The organism is Labrys sp. LIt4, assembly GCF_017813775.1.
Lineage (GTDB): Bacteria > Pseudomonadota > Alphaproteobacteria > Rhizobiales > Labraceae > Labrys > Labrys okinawensis_A.
The window spans coordinates 362,718-383,088 of record NZ_JAGIPY010000005.1 but is presented as its reverse complement, the minus strand read 5'-3'; the positions used below and the strand labels follow the sequence as shown (position 1 = coordinate 383,088).

Sequence of the window (20,371 nt, the reverse complement as noted above, 5' to 3'; positions counted from 1 at the left end):
CGGTACCTTCTCCCGCAAGGGGAGAAGGGATTTCATCGGGCTCGCTTTTGCCACTACGGCCGCTTCAACATCGCGCGGCCTATCCCACAAAGGCCCCTTCTCAGGGGATGAGGGGTGCAACACCTACGGCGCGATCACGCCCTTGCGGAAGATGAAACAGCCATAGAAGCGGCGTTCGCCGGTGGCGATCACGCAATAGGCCTTCTTGGCGTGTTCGTAGAATTCCATGCGCTCGATCGAGGTCATCGGCCAGGACTTGCCTTCCGCCTTGTCGATGGCCGCCTGCACTTCCTGCTGCACCACCGGGATCTCGTCGGGCGAGCCGACGATCTCCATGCGGCGGGCGGAATCGTCGACGAACGTATCGAGCGGCACGACCGACAGCACGGCCTCGACCGCACGCGCAGCCGTCACGCCATCGATACGCAGGAGATCACCCAGCACCGTCTCGCGGGCAACCGAATCGGCCGGGAAATTGGTGTCGCAGATCACCAGCGTGTCGCCGTGGCCCATGGCCCGGAGGGCATAGAGCACGTCGGCATTCAACAGTGGATCGATATTCTTGAGCATGGTGCTTTCCTATTTTGTGATCTGCGCAGGCTTGGTCTGCATCAGCTTGGCCTGCAGGATGACGACGATCAGCAGGAAGGCGCCGCGCACCACCGACTGCCAGTAGGCCGAGAGCGAGATCCAGCCCATGCCGTTCTCGAAATTGAGGATGGTGTAAATCAGGCCCAGCAGCAAGGCGCCGGCCAGCGTGCCGCCGATGGAGCCCTTGCCCCCCGTCAGCAGCGTGCCGCCCACCACCACCGAGGCGATGGCGATGAGCTCCCAGCCAATGCCCTCGATCGGCTGCCCGGCGCCGAATTGCGAGGCCAGGATCACGCCCGCCATGCCAGCCGTCACACCGGAGATCACATAGACCGCGAAGATGGTGCGATTGACCGGCAATCCCATCAGCCGGGAAGCTTCGGTGCCGCCGCCGACCGCCAGCACATGGCGCCCGAAGGAAGTGGAGTTCAGAGTGACCCCACCGACGATATAGGCGACCAGGGCGATCCAGGCCGGCGTCGGGAAACTGAGGATGAAGCCGAGAATGGTCGCGGCGATGCCGGCATTTTCGGCATCCACCCATTCGGGCCTCATGAAGCTGAGGAGATCGCCTTGCCCGAGCACGGTGAACGCGGTGTCGTAGGAGGCGGACACCGATTGGTTATTGGCGAGCAGCAGGGCCGTGCCCTGGGCCGCCAACATGGTGGCCAGCGTGGCGATGAAGGGCAGGATCTTCAGGCGGGTGATGATCAGTGCATTGATGATGCCGACGATCGCGCCGGCCGCAAGCCCGCCAGCCGCGCCGGCGAGGAGGCCATAGGAGCTGAGATAGGCGGAGACCACGCTCGCCAGCGCGGCGGTGGTGCCGACCGACAAATCGATACCGCCGGTCATGATCACGAAGCACATGCCGAGGGCCACCAGCGCGAACATCGAATTGTAGCGCAGCACGGTCTGGATATTGTAGGTGCCGAGGAAGCCCTCATAGCGCCAGGCTCCGAAGGCCGCGAGCAGCACGAGGGCGAGCAGCACGCCGAGGGTGGGAGAAAACCGAACCTTGCCCATCACGCCGTCCCCTGCCGCTGGAGCCAGACGGCGAGCACGATCAGCACCGCCTTGGCAATGAGGGCCGCCGCATCCGGCACGCCGTTGGCAAGCAGGGTATAGCGCACCAGCTGAATGATCAGGGCGCCGAACAGGGTGCCGACGATGGTGGCCCGGCCGCCCGACAGCAGCGTGCCGCCCACGGCCACCGCCGCAATGGCATCGAGTTCCTTGCCCATGCCGATCAGATTGGCATCGGCCGCCGAGTTCATGGCGATCTCGATGAGACCCGCGATACCGGCGCACAGGCCGCAGACGAAATAGACCAGCACCTTGACGCGAGCCACCGGCACGCCGGCGAGCCGGGCCGCCGCCTCATTGCCGCCGACCGCCAGCACCTGGCGGCCGAACACGGTGCCCTTGAGCACATAGGCAGCCGCGATCACCAGGACCGCCATGATCCAGACCTGGAACGGCAATCCCAGCACCTTGCCGAGCGCGATCGCCTGGAATTCCGGAACCTTGAAGACCTGCAGGTCGCCATTGGTGGAGACCTGGGCCAGTCCCCTGCCGGCGATGAACAGGATGAGCGTCGCGATGATCGGCTGGATATTGTAGCGCGTGATCAGCCAGCCGTTGAAGAGACCGAACAGGCCCGCAATCATCACCGGAATGACGATTCCGAAGGCGATCGCGACGTAGAGGCTGGGAAAATCCACGAATTTTCCGGTGAAGATCATCGGCGAAAGCGCGCCGGCGATCGCCATCAGCGAGCCGACCGACAGGTCGATGCCGCCGGTTGCGATCACCAGTGTCATGCCGATGCCCACGATCACGATGGTGCAGACCTGCGTGAGGTTGAGCAGCAGGGTCTGGGTGGTGGCAAAATTGGGGGTGACGGCGAAATTGAAGCCGATCAGAAGCAGCAGCGCGATGATGACACCGTAGCGCTGCAGGAACGCAGGAACATCACGCATGGCCGGGTCTTCCGTGGTCTGGCGTTCCCGCCTCTTCAGCAGCGGGGCTCGCGCCGTGGGCCATGGCGGCCATGATACTGTCCTCGTTGATATCGGGGGGGCGCAGTTCCGCCACGCTCAGCCCGTCGCGCAGCACGAAAACGCGGGTCGCCGCCTCGATGATTTCCTCCAGCTCGGAAGAAATTACCAGGACGCCGAGTCCATCGGCGGAAAAGCGCCGGATCAGGTTGAGAATCTCCGCCTTGGCCCCGACATCGATGCCGCGCGTGGGCTCATCCAGAATGAGAAGCTTGGGATTCATGCACAGCCAGCGGGCGAGCAGGACTTTCTGCTGGTTGCCGCCCGACAATTCGCGGATCTTCTGGTCAGGGCTCGAACATTTGATGCCGATTTCCTTGATGAAGCGCTCGACGATCCGCCTCTGCTCGGCGAGGTCGAAGCGGCCGGAGCGCGAGAGAGCCGGCATCAGCGCAAGAGTGAGATTGTCGGCAACCGACATGTCGGGAATGATGCCTTCGATCTTGCGGTCCTCGGAGCAGAAACCCATGCCGGCCTTGATCGCCTCGGCGGGTGAACGGAAATCCGTGTTGGCGCCTCCGAAGGCAATCTCGCCCTTGGCCCGTCGGTCGGCGGCAAAGATGGCACGAGCCGTCTCGGTCCGGCCCGAACCCAGCAGTCCGGCCAATCCGACGATCTCGCCCTTGTCGATCGAAAGCGTTGCATCGGTGACCCGCCGGCCGACTGCAAGCGAGCGCACATCGAGCAACTTCTCCCGGCGTGAGGGCGCTTCGTCGCGCTCAGCGGCGGTTGGGCCTGCCATCACCTCGGCCAGAGCCTTGCCGAGCATGGTGGTGACCAGGGTGAGCTTGGGCATTTCCCGCATAGCCGAAACCGCGACAGTGCGCCCGTCGCGCATGATGGTTACCCGGTCGCAGACCGCATAGAGCTCATCGAGCTTGTGGGTGACGAACAGCACCGAGACCCCATCGCCTTTCAGCTGCCGGATGGTACGCAGCAGCACCGCCACCTCGGCCTCGTCGAGGGAGGATGTGGGCTCGTCCATGATCACCAGCCGGGCCTTGAAGGACACCGCACGGGCGATCGCCACCATCTGCTGGATGGCAGTGGGGAATCCCCCCAAGGGCTGGGTGACGTCGATATTGACGTCGAAACGGGCAAGGAGCTCGCGCGCACCGGCATTCATCGCCTTCCAGTCGATGAACAGGCCTCCGCGCTTGGGCTCGCGCCCCAGATAGATGTTCTCGGCAACCGAACGATAGCCGATCAGGTTGAGCTCCTGGAAGATGGTGCTCACCCCCTGGCGCTGAGCCTGTTGCGGGGAGCCTGCCTGCCAGGGCTCGCCACCAAAGGTGATGGTGCCGCCATCATGCGAATGGGCGCCATTCAGGATCTTGATCATGGTAGACTTGCCGGCCCCGTTCTGGCCGACCAAGGCCATGACCTCGGCCGGCGCAATGTCGAGGGTCGCACCATGCAGGACTTTGACACCACCAAAGCTCTTGGTGATGCCATCCATGGAAAGAAGCGGGGACGATACTGCCATTCAGTCTCTGGCTCAAAATGGCGGCAACCCGCCTCTGTCATTGGTAAGAAATCGCCGCATAGACTCGACCTTTGTCATGCCCAGGCTTGACCCGGGCATCCAGGTTCTCCGTGGCCAACGAGAAACCGGATTGCCGATCGAGATTCAGTACGGATCACTGAGGGGCGAAATGCTTCGCTTCGTCATAGCCGGGCTTGCCCCGGCTATGACGAAAGTCAGCGCTCCACGACCGCCCGATCAATAGGATTCCGGCATATAGGCGGCGATGTTGTCCTTGTTGAACAGCCGGTCAGTATTGACGAGGCGCGGCGCCACGGTTTCACCGGCGGCATATTTGACGATGGCGTCGAAGGCTGCCGGGCCGAATTTCGGATTGCATTCGACCAGGACGAGGATCTTGCCATCCGAGACGGCCTGGGCCGCGTCACGCGTGCCGTCGATCGACGCGAGGATCAGGTCCTTGCCCGGCACCTTGCCGGCAGCCTCCATGGCGGCAATGGCTCCCATGGTCATCTCGTCATTATGCGAGTAGAGGGCCGTGGCGTCGGGATGGGCCTGATAGAGCGTCTCGAAGACCTGGCGTCCCTTGTCGCGAGCGAAGTCGCCGGACTGGGAGGCGATGATCTTCATGTCGGGAAAGGCCTTGATCGCCTTCTCGAAACCGGTCTTGCGGTCATTGGCCGGAGAAGAGCCGACCGTGCCCTGCAGTTCGATGATCTTGGCCTTGCCATTGACTGCCTTGGCCAGATATTCGCCGGCCATCTCGCCTTCCTTGATGAAGTCCGAGCCGATGAAGGCGACATAGTCCTTGCCGCCCTTGGCGAGATTCGCATCGACGCCGCGATCGATCAGGAAGAGCGGGATGCCCGCTTTCTTGGCTTCCATCACCGCCGGCACCAGCGGCTTCTCCTCGCGAGGCGACAGCAGGATGACGTCGACCTTCTGGGCAATCATCGAGCGCACATCGGCGACCTGCTTGGCGGCCGAGCCGGCGGCGTCGGTATAGACGAGCTGCCAGCCCCGCTTCTGAGCCTCTTCCTTCATGCTGGCGGTCTGTGCCAGGCGCCACGGATTGTTGCTCTCCGTTTGCGCAAAGCCGACCTTGTAGGTGTCCTTCTTCTTCAGCTTGGGCAGGTCGGCATAGGCCGGCACCAGCCCGAGGCCGGTGAACGCAGCACTGCCGGCAGCGATCTGCAGCAAGGAACGACGCGTGATCATTTTTCTCTCCCGTTTGGGCCCTTGTTACGACGGGCCCCGCACCGATGGCAGTGACGTTTCCGTGCCATGGTCGGCGGCTAGAATGGTCGGACAATTTGAACCGCGTCAAGTCATCAATTTGAGCAGAACGCCGACAGACACAGCAAGCTCGGCCACGCCGCAGGCGTCCCGTTCCGGCACGGAATTTTTATCGCGGCGGCAACGCGGAATTTACCAAACCGGCCCAGGATTCGACCTGTCCTTAGTAAGCGTTGCGTATGAGTACCCCATGAGTATCTCGCGTACCGGAGCCGCCCAAGCGCTTCGGATGAGCCCTGGGTTGAAGCGTGTAGAATCGCGTTCGTCGATCGTGACGGACGCGGTTCTACCGCTCGATACCATCATCGAAGGCGATTGTATTGCCGCGTTGCAGCGCTTGCCAGCCGCCAGCGTGGATCTCGTCTTTGCCGATCCGCCCTATAACCTTCAGTTGGGCGGCGATCTTCAGCGGCCCGACAATTCCATGGTCGATGCCGTCGATGACGACTGGGACAAGTTCGCTTCCCTGCGCGACTACGACGATTTCACCCGGGCCTGGCTCGCCGCCGTTAAGCGGGTGATGAAGCCGGACGCCACGCTGTGGGTGATCGGCTCCTATCACAACATCTTCCGGGTCGGCGCCAGCCTGCAGGATCTCGATTTCTGGATCCTCAACGACATCGTCTGGCGAAAATCCAACCCGATGCCGAATTTCCGCGGCAAGCGCTTCACCAATGCGCATGAGACCCTGATCTGGGCCTCCCGTGACCAGCGCTCGCGCTACACCTTCAATTATGAGGCGCTGAAGGCCGGCAACGAGGATGTGCAGATGCGCTCCGACTGGCTGATCCCGCTCTGCACCGGCGCCGAACGGCTCAAGGACGACGAAGGCCGCAAGGCCCATCCGACCCAGAAGCCCGAAGCCTTGCTGGCGCGCATCCTGCTCGCCGCCTCCAAGCCCGGCGATGTCGTGCTCGATCCCTTTTTCGGCTCGGGCACCAGCGGCGCCGTCGCCAAGAAGCTCGGTCGCCACTTCGTCGGCATCGAGCGTGACCAGGCCTATATCGCCCATGCCCGCGAACGCATCGCCCTCGCCGCTCCCGTCGACGACGCCGCCATGCTGGCGCCGGCGGAAAAGCGTGCCGAGCCGCGCATCCCCTTCGCGAGCGTGATCGAACGCCAGCTGCTGCAGCCCGGCGCGATCCTCACCGATGCCAATGGCCGCCACCAGGCCCGCGTGCGGGTCGACGGCTCGATCATGCTGGGCGACATCGTCGGCTCGATCCACAAGATCGGCGCCCTCGCCCAGGGCCTGCCGGCCTGCAATGGCTGGACCTATTGGCACTATGACGATGGCGGCAAGCCGGCGCTGATCGACGAACTGCGCGCCATCCTGCGCAAGGAACTCGCGGCGGCGGGGTGAGCTTCCTTCTCCCCCTTGCGGGAGAAGAAAAACGCGCTCACGCACTGATGGCTGGGCGTCTGTCCTTCCAGGGCATGGCCTGCTCGAGCTGGGTCGAGACCGCCAGCACGCTCGCTTCGTCGCCATAGCGCCCGACCAGCTGCACGCCGATCGGAATATTGTCCGGCGTCGAGCCGAGCGGCAGCGAGATCGCCGGCAGGCCGGAAAGATTGAACGGGAAGGCGAAGACCGCATCCGTCCATTTGGCGTTATATTGGTCGAGATCGGTCATCGACATGTCGTAATAGCCCATCGGGCGTGGCAGCTGCGTCAGGGTCGGCGTGATGAAGATGTCGTAGGGCGCAAGGTCCTCGGCAACGGTGCGGCTGAGTTCGCGCAACTTCCAGACATCGCGGGCATGCTCGACACCGCTGATCGAACGGCCGCGCTCGATTACCGCCCAGGTGACGGGCTCGACATCCTCCCGGGTGACGGGGCGCCCGATCACGCCGGCCAAGCCGTCGAACATCGCCGCCGTCTCGACCGGAGACATATGCGTATAGGTCTTCCAGGCATCATTGGCGTCGAAGGCCATGTCGTGCTCCTCGACGGCATGGCCGAGGCTTTCCAGCGTCTTCGCGGTGGCCAGCACCGCCGCCTTCACCTGGGGATGGATCGGCGTGCCGTTGGCAGGCGTCACGGTGAAGCCGATGCGTAGCCGCGCAGGCGCGCGTCTCGACAGCTCCAGCCAGCCTTCCGGCGGGGTCGGCGGCGTATAGGGATCGCCGGGCAAGGCGCCGGCGACGGCATCGAGATAGGCGGCGGTATCGCGCACGCTGCGCGAATGACAGAGGAAATAAGCGCCGCCATACCAGAAGTCCCCCGCCGGAGCGAGGGTGACCCGGCCGCGCGAGGGCTTGAGGCCGACGATGCCACAGCAGGAGGCAGGTACGCGGATGGAGCCGGCGCCATCGCTCGCCTCGCCGATCGGGACCATGCGCGAGGCGACAGCCGCCGCTGTGCCGCCGCTCGAACCGCCGGCGGTAATGCCTTCCTTCCACGGATTGATGGTGGCGCCGTAGAGCTTGGGCTCGGTCGAGATCGACCAGCCATTCTCCGGCGCGTTCGATTTGCCGAGCAGCACCAGGCCGGCTGCCTTGATGCGGCTCACCGAAACCGAATCGCTGTCGGCCACCAGGTCCTTCAGATAGCGCGACGAATTGGTGAGCGGTGCGCCCTTCCAGGAACTGGCGAGTTCCTTGGCGAGGAAGGGAACGCCGGCGAAGGGAGCCTTGCGATCGACCTTGGCCGCAGCCTCCCGGCCCATGTCGTAGAGCCGGTGGACGACGGCGTTGAGCTTGGGATTGAGCTGCTCGATCACGCCGATGGCGGTTTCCGTCACCTCCGCGGGCGAGACCTCGCCTTTCTGCACGAGTTCCGCCACCGCGAGCGCGTCGGATTCGACATAGGTTTCCAGCAATGTCGCCATGATGAATGTTCCTTGGTGATGAAAATGCACAAACATCGAAGTCGCAATTTGATCGCCCGACCTCGATTTCGTCATTGCGAGCGTAGCGAAGCAATCTAGGATCCGAGAATTAAAGAGGCTGGATTGCTTCGCTGTGCTCGCAATGACGGTCAGAAAGCATCGAGAGGCTCAGCTCAACTCGATCGCCCGCTGCTCCCGGATGCTCTGCTCGGCCGCCAGCACGATGCGCAGGCTGTTCACCGCCGCCGCCATGGATTCGGAGAGATCGAGGTCTTCGCGGATCGCCTTGAGGAAATAGGCCTGCTCGCGGTCGCACAATTCCTGGTGCCCCGGCTCGTCTTCCATGCTGAAGATCTCGTCCGGCTTGGCGAAATTCTTGTCGGCGTCGACCTTGGCGTAATGGATCTTGATGGCATCGGTCTTGGTATGGCGGTCGATGTCCGCGGAATCGGACAGTTCGTCCCCCTGCTTGGCGCTCTCTGTCTGCCCTGCCACGATGGAAACGGCCCCTTCCGGCCCGATGACGTCCTTCACGAAATAGGCGATCTCGCTCATCATCGGCCCCCAGCCCGCCTCGTACCAGCCGACCGAACCATCGTCGAAGGTGACGTGCAGGTGGCCGTAATTCTGCTGGGCCGCCTCCTGCCAGAGCTTGGCGCCGATGCCGTGCACGCGCAGCGGCCTGGCGCCGGTGAGCTGGCACATCACATCGACATAATGCACGCCGCAATCGACGATCGGGATCAGCGAATCGATCAGGTTCTTGTGCCAGTGCCAGGCTGGGCCGCTGCTCTGCTGGTTGAGGTTGAGGCGCATCACCAGGGGCTTGCCCAAGGTGCGGCCCATCTCGATGAACTTCACCCAGGAGGGGTGCACGCGCAGGATATAGCCGAGCACCAGCTTGCGATTTTTCGCAACTGCGGCTGCGACAACCTTCTCGGCATCCTCGATCGTGGTGGCGATCGGCTTTTCCATGAAGACATGGCAGCCGGCCTCGATCGCCTTCAGCGCGTATTCGGCATGGGTGTTCGGCCAGGAATTGATCGAGACGGCATCGGGCCTGGTTTGCTTCAGGGCCGCCTCGTAATCCTCGAACAGCGGATAGCCGGCGAGTTCGTCCGGCACGGGCTTCGATTTGATCGAGCGGCTCATGATGCCCACGATCTCGAAACCTTCATTGCGATGATAGGCGCTGGCATGGGAGGCCCCCATATTGCCGAGCCCCACCACGAGAATCCTGACCTTGCCGGACATGCCCTCTTCCTCAATGCCAATGTTGCGCGCTCAACTCAACGACGGGTCATCCTGCCTCACAGGGCCCCGCTAAACAGATTCGCCTTGATCTTCTCGACATCGAGCTTGGCAAAGCCGTCCGAAAGCTTGGCGCCGTCCGCGTCGGCCTTGACCTTGGCCTTGTCGAAATCATTGGCCGGCTTGATGAGGTCGTTGGTGAGCACGTCCTCCGCCTTCACCGGCGCGGTGATCTGGCCGATCTTGTGGATCTGGTCGAAGAAGGCCTGCCAGCTCGCCATGTCGTGCCAGCCCCAGCCGCCGCGCTTGTCCATGTCGCCGCGGAAGACATTGATCTGCTGCAGGATCGAGGTGGTGCCGAGTTCCGGGCCGAGATTGCTGGCGAGCGTCGGGAATTGCTCGAACACCGCCTCCACGGCCGCCCGCGGATTCTGGTAGCCGAACTCCAGGCCCATGGCCCAGCCGCGCAGATATTTCTCGAGGAAGGCCTTGCGGTCAGGATCCTCGAGATCGGCGCTGCGCACCACGAAAGTGTTGGCCGGGAATTTCGAATGCTGGACGCCGAGCCAGTAGTCGAAGCTGAGCCCTTTGGCGATCCATTCCGCCCGGAGCCCTTCCCAGGACAAGGCCGCATCGCCCTGCCCGCCGGCCAGCGCCGTGCCCCAGGTCGGCCAGCCGGCCTCGACATATTTCACCTTCTTGACGTCGACGCCCTGCGCGGCGAGCAGCGGATCGGTGATCGCCTGCCAGGCGGCCGAGCCGAGCAGGATGGTCTTGCCTTCCAGTGTCTTGAGATCCTTGGTGCCCTCGCCCTTGCGGAAGGCGAAGCTGAACGTGTCGCGTGCTCCCATGTGGAACACGGATTTGAGCTTCATGCCGTTCTGGATGGCGAAGGAAAATACGCCGGGCGACGGGAAACCCATATCGGCCTGACCGACATCGACGAACTTCACCGTCGCCGTACCATCCGAGGGCCCCGGCTGCATGTCGGTGGCGAGATCGCCGAAATAGCCGGCCTTCTTCGCCGCCCAATAGGGGTAGTCGTCCAGCACCTCCAGCGTGCCGCGCGGCGAGATCCAGGTGAATTTCTCGTAGGTCGCGGCCCGGGCCGGCGCCAGCAGGCCGGCGGCGCCAAGCGCCGTCGCCGTCACCAGGCCGCCGGCACTCACCTGCAGGAAATAGCGCCGGTTGATGCCCGGCATTGTCGATGCAATCTCATTGTTCGTCACGAGCTTCCTCCAGGTTGGATCCTGCCTGTTTCCGGCAGTTCGAATGGCGTGTGGTCTTTTCGTTCTAACGCTTTGCTATGATTGGCTTTCCTGCTCAGGCTTCCCAGCTCGCCCATTTCTTGCCGATCAGGAAGAACAGCACATAGATGAGGATGCCGAGGATGGAGAGCACCAGCACCACAGCGAAGAATTGCGGCATCTGGATCATCGAGGAATAGGTCGTCAGTCGGTTGCCGAGTCCGAAACCGCCGCCGACCATCTCGGCGCCGACCGCCGTCAGCAGGCCGAAGATGGCGCCGATCATCAGCCCGACCAGGATCATCGGCAGCGCCATCGGCGCCCGGATCTTCCAGAAGATCTGCAGCGTCGAGGCGCCATAGGAACGGGCGAGCGCGATCTTGGCATTGTCGACCCGCCGGAAGCCCGTGGCGGCGTTGATCATCACCATCGGGCCGGCGGCCAGCGCCACCGCGATGATCCTCGGCGTATAGCCGAAGCCGAAGCGAAGGATGAGCAGCGGCACCAAGGCCAGCATCGGCGTGGTGACCAGCAGCAGGATATAGGGCGCAATGATCTTTTCGGCGAAGGGAAACTGGGTGATCAGGGCGGCGAGGACCAGGCCGATGCAGGCGCCGATGGCAAAGCCGCCACCCAGTTCCACCAGCGTGTAGCCGAGATGCGGCAGGATCAGCGGAAATTCGGTGAACAGCGCGGTAGCGATCGCGCTCGGCGGCGGCATGATGTAGAGCGGCACCTTGAACAGCCGGAGCGCCAGTTCGGCGCCACCGATCAGGATCACGGCGACCGCGACGATCGCGGCGACCTCGAAGCCGGACTTGATGCCCGGTCCCGAGGAAAAGGCCGACAGATTGGTGAGGCTGACATCCTGGCCGTCGCCGGAACTTGCCTTGGAGAAGGACTTGGCCTTGGAGAATTGGGGAACGGCGTCACTCACGGCGATGTCCTCAGCTTCCAGCCACGGCGCTTCGAAGAGGCGCCTGTTTCTGGCCGGTGCGGCCACCGACGATGTCGAGCTTGATGGCGTTCTGCAGGTCGAAGACTTCCTTGGTGGCCATGATTTCGAGGGAACGCGGGCGCGCGAACGGCACCCGATATTCCCTCGCCACCCGCCCGGGCCTGGCGCTCATCACGATCACCCGGTCCGACAGGAAGATGGCCTCCTCGATGCTGTGGGTGATGAAGACGATGGTTGTCGGCCGATCGAGCCAGATCTCCTCCACCAGCCGGTTCATCTCCTCGCGCGTGAAGCTGTCGAGCGCGCCGAAGGGCTCGTCCATCAGCAAAACCGAGGGCTTGAGCGACAGCGCGCGCACGATGGAGGCCCGCTGCTGCATGCCGCCGGAAAGCTCGCGCGGGAACTTGCCGCCAAAGCCGGCGAGGCCGACGCGCTGCAGGAGATGGTCGATCCAGGCCCGGTCGGGACGGGTGCTCTTGATTTCGAAGGGAAAGGCGATGTTGGCGTCGAGATTGCGCCAGGGCAGCAGGTTGGCTTCCTGAAAGACGAGGCCGATATCCGGATGCGGCCCGGTGATGACCTTGCCGTCCAGCCGGATCTCGCCGCCGGAAAGGCGATGAAGGCCCGACATCGACCACAGCAAGGTGGTCTTGCCGCAGCCCGAAGGCCCGACGATGGAGACGATCTGATTGGCCTGAATGTCGATGCTGCAACGGTCCAGTGCAACGAGATCGCCCGAAGCGGTGCGATAGACCTTGCTTGCCTCCCGCACGGCAAGCTTCGGGTGTAATGCCGGCCCCGTTTTCATTCCATCCCTCGGAGAATGCGCCGTGGCCCTCGAAGGCCATCTCATCGCAGCGGGCACTGTGTAACTATCCTACCTGGGTGTCAAGCTATGGTCGGACCATTACAGGGCCAGCAGGGCCAAACACTTCCTATCTATCGGAATTGTCTTGTGTTATTCCAACATGAAGGTTGTGTTACTTTCCTACATGGACCGTGCTGCCCCGTGGCCGCGCGCGATTTCGAATCCCAGGGAGAAACGCGGGATGAGCCAGGACAGAAAGCGAGCGTCCCGGCGCGGCAAGACGAGCGAGCCGGTCAATGCCGCCGCCGAGCGCGTAAGCCATATCCCCGACATCATTTCCCTGGTGAAGGACAATTATCGCGATTTGCGCCCAGCCGAGCGGCGTGTCGCCGATGTGGTGCTCGAGGATGTCGAGGCCGCTGTTGCCGCCTCCAATGCGGAGCTCGCCAGGCGGGCCGGGGTGAGCGAACCGACGGTCACGCGATTCTGCCGTGCCGTCGGCTGCGAAGGCGTCAGGGATTTCAAGCTGCGCCTCGCCCAGAGCCTGGTGGTCGGCGCGCTCTATCTCGGCAAATCGGGCGCCCATGCCGATAACGGCCTGCCATTCTGGAACGCCGTGTTCGGAGAGGCCCACCGCGCCATCGAAGCGACCGAACGCCAGCTCGACCCGGCCGAACTGCAGAAGGCGGCCGACCTGATCGCCGGCGGCCGCCAGATCGCGGTCTTCGGCCTCGGCGGCAGCGCTTCCGCCCTGGCGCAGGAGACGCAATATCGCCTCTTCCGCTATGGCATCGCGGTATCAGCCCATTGCGATCCTTATGTGATGCGCATGACCGCCTCGACCTTGAAGCCGAAGGACGTGGTGATCGCGATCTCGGCGACCGGCCGCACGCGCGAGGTGGTGGAGGCCGTCGAGATCGCCCGCCAATACCGGGCCACCGCCATCTGCGTCACCGCCCCTGACACCGACCTTGCCCGCGCCTGCGACGTCAAGCTGACGGTGGCCGTGCCCGAATATGCCGACACGCTCAAGCCCACGGCCCTGCGCTTTGCCTTCCTCGCCCTGATCGACCTGATGGCGACGGCCGCCGGCTACAAGCTCGGCAGCTCGGCCCGCGAAACGCTGCGCCGCGTCAAATACAATGTGCAGATCCGGCGGGCGGGTAGGGAGATGGAGCCGCTAGGGGATTGATACCAGAGGTACTGATGCTTGACCGATCAAGCAGCGTCATTGCGAGCGCAGCGAAGCAATCCACGAGCCATGGCCACCGCGTCGACAAGCCTGGATTGCTTCGCTGCGCTCGCAATGACGCGCGAGTCAAACGTCGCAGTCATTGGTATGAGGCGTGAACCTTGCGGAACACCAGAGCATCGCGCCGAAAAGTAGGTACCGGCTTTCGGCAAAAAAGATGCGACAACAAGGAATTACAGCATCGAGCCTGATTCAGAAATCAGGTTCGATGCTGTAGGTTCATGCATCTTCACCAAGCCAGATCGAGCACAAGGATCCCTCCCCGGTTTCGGGGAAGGGTTCCCCTGCGCCCGCTACACCAGCGGCTGCATCTCGCCGATCATGGTCGGCACCAATTCCGAGACCGTCGGATGGATATGCACGGCGCGCTGGATGGTGGCGTAGGGCGCCTTGGCATACATGCCGTCGAGCAGGCCATGCACGACCTCGTCACCGCCGACACCGAGGATGGCGGCGCCGAGAATGGCGTGGCTGTCGGCATCGACGATCACCTTCATGAAGCCCTGCGTCTCGCCCTTCTCGACCGCCCGGCCGACCCGTGTCATCGGCCGCCGGCCGATCAGGGCCTTGCGTCCGGAGCGGCGCACCTCCTCCTCGGTCATGCCGATGCGCCCGAGCGGCGGATCGATGTAAAGGGCATAGGCCGTAATGCGGTCGCTGACCCGGCGCGGATCGGCGTCGAACAGATTGGCGGCGACGATCTCGTAGTCATTGTAGGAGGTATGGGTGAAGGCGCCCTTGCCGTTGCAATCGCCGAGCGCCCAGATGCCCTCGACATTGCTGCGCAGTTGATCGTCGACGGTGACATAGCCGCGGGCATCGACATGCACGCCTGCCTTGTCCAGGCCGAGATCGTCGGTGTTGGGCACCCGGCCGACGGCGATCAGCACATGCGACCCCGATATCCGCGCGGGGCTTTGCCCCTCCCCCGCCACGATGACGGCAACGCCGCGGTCCTCGCGGGCAAAGGAGAGGTTCGTCGCTCCGAGGCGGATATCGATGCCTTCCTTGGTCAGGATGTCGCGGATTGCGTCGGAAATATCGGCATCCTCGCGGGAGGCCAGCCGGATCCCGCGCTCGATCACCGTGACCTCAGAGCCGAAGCGGCGATACATCTGCGCGAATTCGAGCGCGATATAGCTGCCGCCGATCACGATGAGATGCTCGGGCAGTGTATCGAGCTCCACGATCGAGGTGTTGGTGAGGTAGTCGATATCGGAAAGCCCGGGCATGTCGGGCACCAGGGCACGGCCGCCGACATTGAGGAAGATCTTCGGCGCACTCAGGCGCTCGCCATCGACCTCGATCTCATGGGGGCCGGCGAAGCGGGCATGGCCTCGGATCAGCCGGCAGCCCGGCATGCCGCCGAGCCAATCCTCCAACCCGGTGCGCGCATTCATGGTCACCGCCTGCTTGCGGGCCCAGACCTTCTTCATGTCGACGCCGATGTCGCTGCCCAGTACCACGCCATAATCGTCGGCCCGGCGCGCGAGATGGGCGGCATAAGCGCTGGCCACCAGGGTCTTGGTCGGCATGCAGCCGGTGTTGACGCAGGTTCCGCCGACATGCTTGCGCTCGATCACGGCGACACGCTGCCCCGCCGCACTGAAGCGGCCGGCCAAAGAAGGCCCGGCCTGGCCGGCGCCGATGATGATGGCGTCGAAGCTGCTGCTCATAGCAGCCCCTTGACGATGAGGAGTGCCCCGAGAACGGCCACCGCATCCTCGATCAGGGCCGCCGGCAGATCCCGCCCGAAGGCGAGCGCCAGCCGCCGGCGCACCTCATGGCCGCCCAGCGTGCCGACGATGGCACCGGCCACGCCGCCGATCAGCCCGACCAGCCAGGATCCGCCGGCAAATCCGATCGCCGCGCCGCTGAAGGCGCCGCTGACGAGGCGGGCGCCGAACTGCATCGGCACCTTGCGGCTGGGGGTCGAGGGCAATTGATCGCCGACGAATTCCAGCAAAGCCAATATGGTGAAGACATAGGGTGTGATGGGATGGCCGAGGAAAGCCAGCGGCGTACCGTCCAGCGGCAGCCAGCCAAGATAGGCCGCCCAGCTCACGGCGGCAGGAGCGGTGAAGGTGCGCAGCCCCGCGACCACGCCGATCAGAAAAGCGCCGAGCAACGACATGCAGCCCCCTCTGCCGATGACGCCCCATGCTGGAGGTAGGATGGTGGAAAGGCAAGAGTCATTCGCCGGAGGGCGCAGCCTTCTCGGCAACGGGTTCCGATGTCGCTCGCAAAGCCGGCCGTCCGGGAGCCGCTACAGTTCCTCGAGTGCGTCGCCAAAAGTCTCAATGTCGCGCAGGCGCCTTCGCCCGGCGGCACCGGCTTTCTCGATGGCGCGGGTGGTGATGAGATGGCAGAGCGCCATCACCGACGTGTGGTTGAACAGGGGGCCGGGCGCCAAGGTCTGGCAATGGAAATGCCATTGCGCGGAGGAGCGCAGAGGCGCGCCTTCATCGGTGATGTAGAGCAGTTTGGCGCCCCGCCTTTCGATGGCTGCCAGGATGTCGTCCAGCTTGGCGATGCGGCGTCGCAAGGCGAAAACCACCACCATGTCGTCTGCGGCGATGCTCGCCAGATATTCGCCGAGCGTCTGGCCTGAACCGGGAATGGCAATGATATTGTCGATGACCTGCAGCATCTGCCATTGCAGATAAGCGGCAAACGGCTGGCTGGAGCGAAAGCCCACGACCCAGGTCCTGCGCGCGCCGAGCATGGCATCCACCACAGCATCGATCTGGGCTTCGCGGATCGACAGAAAGGTCTGCTCCAGATTGGCGATGGCCTGGCCGACGTGGCTGGAAAGCGACTGGCCGGCAGCAGGGTCCGCCGCACTGGAAAGAAACAGCCGCGACCCGGTCTGCCTTTCCTGGCGGACATGGCGGCGCGATTCCTCGTAGGTCTCATAGCCCAGGCGGCGCACGAAGCGCGTCACGGTGGCATTGGAGACATGGGCCAGGGCCGCCAGTTCCGATGCCGAGTAGCTCGCCAATTCGCCGGGAAAATCACATACGAATTCCCCGAGCCGCCGTTCGGCCGGGGGAAGCTCCTCGAGGACGTCCCGCACGCGGGTCAGGAATGATCTCTCGCTGGACTGCATCGCCTAGATAGCTGAAATCTCGTTTTCAGGACGCTTCGAGCAGTAAGAGATTTTGACCGTCTGTACAATCAAATCATCCCGGATGCTCGCAAATCGCCACCCATAAGCAAGAAACGAAAATATCAATTGCAAAAATATTTTCTTTGATCTTAACTATGAAAAAATAATTTCACAAACATCATCCAGAGGATTTAATCGCCATGGCAGGGGAACAGATGATCCCGTCCGGCGCATCGTCGCCGGTACAAAAGCAGATGGAACAGGCGCTGGGGACCATCGGCGTCACCACGGCCCACAAGCAGATTCTCGCGCTCATCCTGATCGGATGTCTCTTCGACGCCTTCGAGCAGAACACCATCGGGCTGATCGCGCCGATGTTGAAGGCGCAATGGGGGCTGACCGGCGCCGATATCGGTTTCCTGAACACCATCACCTTCGCGAGCGCGGCCGCCGGCCGCCTTCTCTCCGGCATCCTCGGCGACCGCTACGGCCGCCGCGTCATGCTGACCATCAATCTGCTGCTGTTCACGCTCGGGTCGGCGCTCTGTGCGCTTGCGCCGAGCTTCGGCGTGCTTTGCATGGCGCGCGCCATCGTCGGCTTCGGCGTCGGCGGCGAGATCTCCACGGCCGTCACCATGCTCGCCGAATTCTGCTCGCCGAAATTCCGCGGCACGGCGGCAGGCCTCGTCAATGTCGGCGCCGGCGGCTTCGGGAATTTTCTCGCCCCCGCCTTCGGGCTCCTGGTCTTCACCCTGTTCGCGGGCGAGGATGCCTGGCGCTGGCTCTTCGGCGTACTGGCGATCCCGGCCTTCCTAGTGGTGTTCTTCCGCCGCTACGTACCGGAAACACCGCGCTTCCTGGCCTCGCAGGGCAGGATCGACGAAGCCAACAAGGTGCTATCCATCCTGGCCTCGGGCTCGCTGCGCCCCAAGGATCTGCGGGTCAGGGCCTATCTGTCGAACCCCGAGGACGACGCTGTCCAGCCCGCGAAAAGCAGCTGGAGAGAGCTCTTCCAGGCCCCCTATCTCGGCCGCACTATTCCCGTGGCGATCGCGATCCTGATGAGCTATGGCGCGCAGCTTTCCGTGCTCACCCTCATGCCGATGATCTTCATGTCGATGGGCCATACGCTCTCCGGCAGCCTGCTCTATTCGATGATCATCCAGAGCGGCAGCGTGCTGGGGGCGATCACCGCCTCGATGTTCGGCTATTATTTCCCGCGCAAGAGGGTCCTGAGCATCGGCTCCGTCTGTGCCTGCGCGGCAGCCCTGGCCATCGTCTGCCTGGGGAACAGCCTCTATCTGGTGCTGTTCTTCGGCGCCCTCTTCCAGTTCTTCGTGCTGCTGCTCAACACCTCGATCTGGATCTATGCACCGGAACTCTATCCGACCCGCATTCGCGGCTTCGGCGTGGCGCTGATCCTGGCGAGCGGCTCGGCCGCGGGCTCCATCGTGCCGACCTTGGCCGGCTTCCTGTTCGACAGTCTCGGCATGCTCGGCGTTTTCGGCCTCGCCGCCTCGATGTATGCGGTCTTCGCCTTCTGCATCCAGCTCGGGCCCGAGACCTATGGCCGATCCATGGAAGACCTCACCCAGCCGGCCGAATCCGACCCTCCGACCATCGATTTTACCAAAACTGCCAGAGAACAGGCCTGACAATGCAAGCATCGTCCCCCCATGTCCTATTGATCAATCCCAACAGTTCGGAAGCGACCACGGGGATGATGCTGGCCATTGCCCGTCGCAAGGCAGATGGGCGCCTTCGGCTGGAAGCCGCTACCGCAACCCGCAGCCCTTCGATGATCGTCAACGAAATCCAGCTTGCCGCCTCCGCAAGCCAGGTCATCGAGATCGGCCGCGCACAGGACGCGGGCTGCATCGGCATTATCGTCAGCGCCTATGGCGATCCGGGTGTCGTCCACCTGCAGGAAAGCCTGCAGGTGCCGGTCATGGGCATCTGCGAGGCATCCATGATCGATGCCTCGCAAGGTGGACGGAAATTCGGCGTCGCCACCGTCACGCCGGATCTCGCCGAGGCCATCGCGGCGCGTGCCGCGAGCCTTGGGCTACCGCACCTCTATACGGGCATACGCTGCACGCCGGGCGATCCGGTCAAGCTTGCCGATGATGCCGAACGTCTGCGCAGCGAGCTGGCAGCCGCGGTGAGGCTTTGCATCCAGGACGGCGCGGAGGCGGTGATCATCGGCGGTGGGCCGCTGGGCGAGGCGGCGGAATATCTGCGCACGCAGTTCGACATCCCCATCATCGCGCCCATCGGCTCGGCGGTGGACCTGATGATCGCTGCACTCGAAAACAGCAACAAACATCGGAACTGAGCGCCGCCCACGACAAGGAAGACGCGCGAACGGCCTCCCGCTCCTGTCTCTCTTAACTCCCCCGCGCCAGCGCCACGATCTTGCGCATCACGGTGGGAAGGGCCTCGCCGTCGAGGTCGCCAAGGCGCACCCAGCGGCAATCCGGCGGGGCCTTGGTGCTCAGCAGGGCATCGGCGGCATAGACGCTGACGGCAAGCTCGAAATGGGTGAAGCCATGGCTCACCTCGCCCGGGAGCTTGCGCCATTTCGCCTTGAGCGGCGCGTGGTTGACGGCAGCGCTTGAATCGAAATCCTCGCTCCACACGCTGGACGGAATCTCGGTCATGCCGCCGAGCAGCCCCTTGTCGGGGCGTTTGCGCACCAGCACCCAGCCATCCGGCCTGACGATCCAGAAGGCGGCGCCCCGTCGCAAAGGGCGCTTGGCCTTGGGCGCCTTGCGCGGAAATGTCTCCTGCGTGCCTTCGCGGCGAGCCCGGCAGAAGGGCAGATAGGGGCACAGGCCGCAAGCCGGGCGTTTCGGGGTGCAGATCGTCGCCCCGAGATCCATCATCGCCTGCGCGAAATCGCCGGGCCTGTCGGCCGGGGTCATGCCGTCGACGATTTCGGCGATCCGAGGCTTGGCCTGCGGGAGGGGGGTCTCCAGCGCTTCGAGCCGGGTCACCACCCGCTCGACATTGCCGTCGACCACGGCCGCTCGCCGGTCGAAGGCGATCGCGGCCACCGCCGCTGCCGTGTAGGCCCCGATTCCCGGCAGCTGCCTGAGGCCCTCGACCGTGTCGGGAAAGCGCCCGCCCAGTCTCTCGCTGACGAAGCGGGCGCAGGCGTGGAGATTGCGGGCGCGCGAATAATAGCCGAGACCCGCCCAGGCCTTGAGGATATCCTCCTCGTCGCTTTCAGCCATGGCGTCGACCGTGGGCCAGCGTGCCAGAAAGGCCTGGAAATAGGGGCCGACGGTCTTCACCGTGGTCTGCTGCAGCATGATCTCGGAGAGCCAGACGCGATAGGGATCCGGCTTCTCGCCGGGCAGCGCCCGCCAGGGCAGCCGCCTGCGGTGCCTGTCGTACCAGACGAGCAGGGCTTCGGCGTGCGGGCCTTCTGGAGACTTGACCTCGGGAGCGACACTATTAAGCATGGCTCCTCATTCCAC

The 20,371-nt window shown here is 63.8% G+C and carries 18 protein-coding genes; 4 read left to right on the top strand and 14 right to left on the bottom strand.

Features of this window, described 5'->3' with window-relative positions; translation table 11 throughout:
- Positions 1–123: 123 nt before the first annotated feature.
- From J8I29_RS12475 to J8I29_RS12455, 5 genes are all read right to left on the bottom strand, one after another.
- Positions 124–570 carry an RbsD/FucU family protein gene (locus J8I29_RS12475; RefSeq protein ID WP_209431875.1) on the bottom strand — a complete coding sequence of 149 codons (447 nt, stop codon included), beginning with the start codon at positions 568–570 and terminating at the stop codon, positions 124–126.
- 9 nt (positions 571–579) lie between these two features.
- Positions 580–1,617, bottom strand: coding sequence for an ABC transporter permease (locus tag J8I29_RS12470; protein WP_105862359.1), 1,038 nt, complete (start codon positions 1,615–1,617; stop codon positions 580–582).
- The gene (locus tag J8I29_RS12465; protein WP_105862360.1) at positions 1,617–2,573 is read right to left on the bottom strand and encodes an ABC transporter permease; all 957 of its coding nucleotides are present in this window, start codon (positions 2,571–2,573) and stop codon (positions 1,617–1,619) included. Before J8I29_RS12465 ends, J8I29_RS12470 begins: the two co-directional genes overlap by 1 nt.
- Positions 2,566–4,137, bottom strand: coding sequence for a sugar ABC transporter ATP-binding protein (locus J8I29_RS12460; protein ID WP_245196899.1), 1,572 nt, complete (start codon positions 4,135–4,137; stop codon positions 2,566–2,568). The genes J8I29_RS12465 and J8I29_RS12460 overlap by 8 nt, the downstream gene beginning before the upstream one ends.
- Before the next feature lie 237 nt (positions 4,138–4,374).
- Complete coding sequence (locus tag J8I29_RS12455) at positions 4,375–5,355, bottom strand: ABC transporter substrate-binding protein (protein ID WP_105862362.1); 981 nt, start codon at positions 5,353–5,355, stop codon at positions 4,375–4,377.
- Positions 5,356–5,662: 307 nt separating this feature from the next.
- Here J8I29_RS12455 and J8I29_RS12450 point away from each other — a divergent pair, with 307 nt between their 5' ends.
- A complete protein-coding gene (locus tag J8I29_RS12450) occupies positions 5,663–6,796 on the top strand; it encodes a site-specific DNA-methyltransferase (protein ID WP_245196945.1) in 1,134 nt (377 codons plus the stop codon).
- Between the two features lie 37 nt (positions 6,797–6,833).
- Here the strand turns inward: J8I29_RS12450 and J8I29_RS12445 are convergent, their stop codons facing one another.
- The 5 genes from J8I29_RS12445 to J8I29_RS12425 form a co-directional block, all read right to left on the bottom strand.
- The gene (locus tag J8I29_RS12445; protein WP_209431873.1) at positions 6,834–8,264 is read right to left on the bottom strand and encodes an amidase; all 1,431 of its coding nucleotides are present in this window, start codon (positions 8,262–8,264) and stop codon (positions 6,834–6,836) included.
- A 168-nt stretch (positions 8,265–8,432) separates the two neighbouring features.
- Positions 8,433–9,518: a Gfo/Idh/MocA family oxidoreductase gene (locus tag J8I29_RS12440; RefSeq protein WP_209431872.1), complete on the bottom strand. Its 1,086-nt coding sequence runs from the start codon at positions 9,516–9,518 to the stop codon at positions 8,433–8,435.
- Between the two features lie 56 nt (positions 9,519–9,574).
- On the bottom strand, positions 9,575–10,717 hold the full coding sequence (locus tag J8I29_RS12435; protein WP_209431952.1) for an ABC transporter substrate-binding protein: 1,143 nt from the start codon (positions 10,715–10,717) through the stop codon (positions 9,575–9,577).
- Positions 10,718–10,838: 121 nt separating this feature from the next.
- Positions 10,839–11,705: an ABC transporter permease gene (locus J8I29_RS12430; protein ID WP_209431951.1), complete on the bottom strand. Its 867-nt coding sequence runs from the start codon at positions 11,703–11,705 to the stop codon at positions 10,839–10,841.
- A gap of 4 nt (positions 11,706–11,709) precedes the next feature.
- Positions 11,710–12,528 carry an ABC transporter ATP-binding protein gene (locus tag J8I29_RS12425; protein ID WP_209431871.1) on the bottom strand — a complete coding sequence of 273 codons (819 nt, stop codon included), beginning with the start codon at positions 12,526–12,528 and terminating at the stop codon, positions 11,710–11,712.
- 241 nt (positions 12,529–12,769) lie between these two features.
- Between J8I29_RS12425 and J8I29_RS12420 the strand changes: the two genes are divergently transcribed.
- Positions 12,770–13,720 carry a MurR/RpiR family transcriptional regulator gene (locus J8I29_RS12420; protein ID WP_209431870.1) on the top strand — a complete coding sequence of 317 codons (951 nt, stop codon included), beginning with the start codon at positions 12,770–12,772 and terminating at the stop codon, positions 13,718–13,720.
- A gap of 353 nt (positions 13,721–14,073) precedes the next feature.
- Here the strand turns inward: J8I29_RS12420 and J8I29_RS12415 are convergent, their stop codons facing one another.
- From J8I29_RS12415 to J8I29_RS12405, 3 genes are all read right to left on the bottom strand, one after another.
- Positions 14,074–15,456 (bottom strand): FAD-containing oxidoreductase, encoded by a 1,383-nt coding sequence (locus J8I29_RS12415; protein ID WP_209431869.1) that lies wholly within the window; start codon positions 15,454–15,456, stop codon positions 14,074–14,076.
- On the bottom strand, positions 15,453–15,914 hold the full coding sequence (locus J8I29_RS12410; RefSeq protein ID WP_209431868.1) for a DUF4126 family protein: 462 nt from the start codon (positions 15,912–15,914) through the stop codon (positions 15,453–15,455). Before J8I29_RS12410 ends, J8I29_RS12415 begins: the two co-directional genes overlap by 4 nt.
- Before the next feature lie 132 nt (positions 15,915–16,046).
- A complete protein-coding gene (locus tag J8I29_RS12405) occupies positions 16,047–16,889 on the bottom strand; it encodes a MurR/RpiR family transcriptional regulator (protein WP_209431867.1) in 843 nt (280 codons plus the stop codon).
- Between the two features lie 200 nt (positions 16,890–17,089).
- On the opposite strand from J8I29_RS12405, the gene J8I29_RS12400 reads away from it, so the two are divergent.
- Both J8I29_RS12400 and J8I29_RS12395 read left to right on the top strand, forming a co-directional pair.
- Complete coding sequence (locus J8I29_RS12400; protein WP_209431866.1) at positions 17,090–18,544, top strand: MFS transporter; 1,455 nt, start codon at positions 17,090–17,092, stop codon at positions 18,542–18,544.
- Between the two features lie 2 nt (positions 18,545–18,546).
- The gene (locus tag J8I29_RS12395; RefSeq protein WP_209431865.1) at positions 18,547–19,224 is read left to right on the top strand and encodes an aspartate/glutamate racemase family protein; all 678 of its coding nucleotides are present in this window, start codon (positions 18,547–18,549) and stop codon (positions 19,222–19,224) included.
- Positions 19,225–19,276: 52 nt separating this feature from the next.
- Here the strand turns inward: J8I29_RS12395 and mutY are convergent, their stop codons facing one another.
- The gene (mutY, locus tag J8I29_RS12390; protein ID WP_209431864.1) at positions 19,277–20,356 is read right to left on the bottom strand and encodes an A/G-specific adenine glycosylase; all 1,080 of its coding nucleotides are present in this window, start codon (positions 20,354–20,356) and stop codon (positions 19,277–19,279) included.
- Positions 20,357–20,371: the final 15 nt, after the last annotated feature.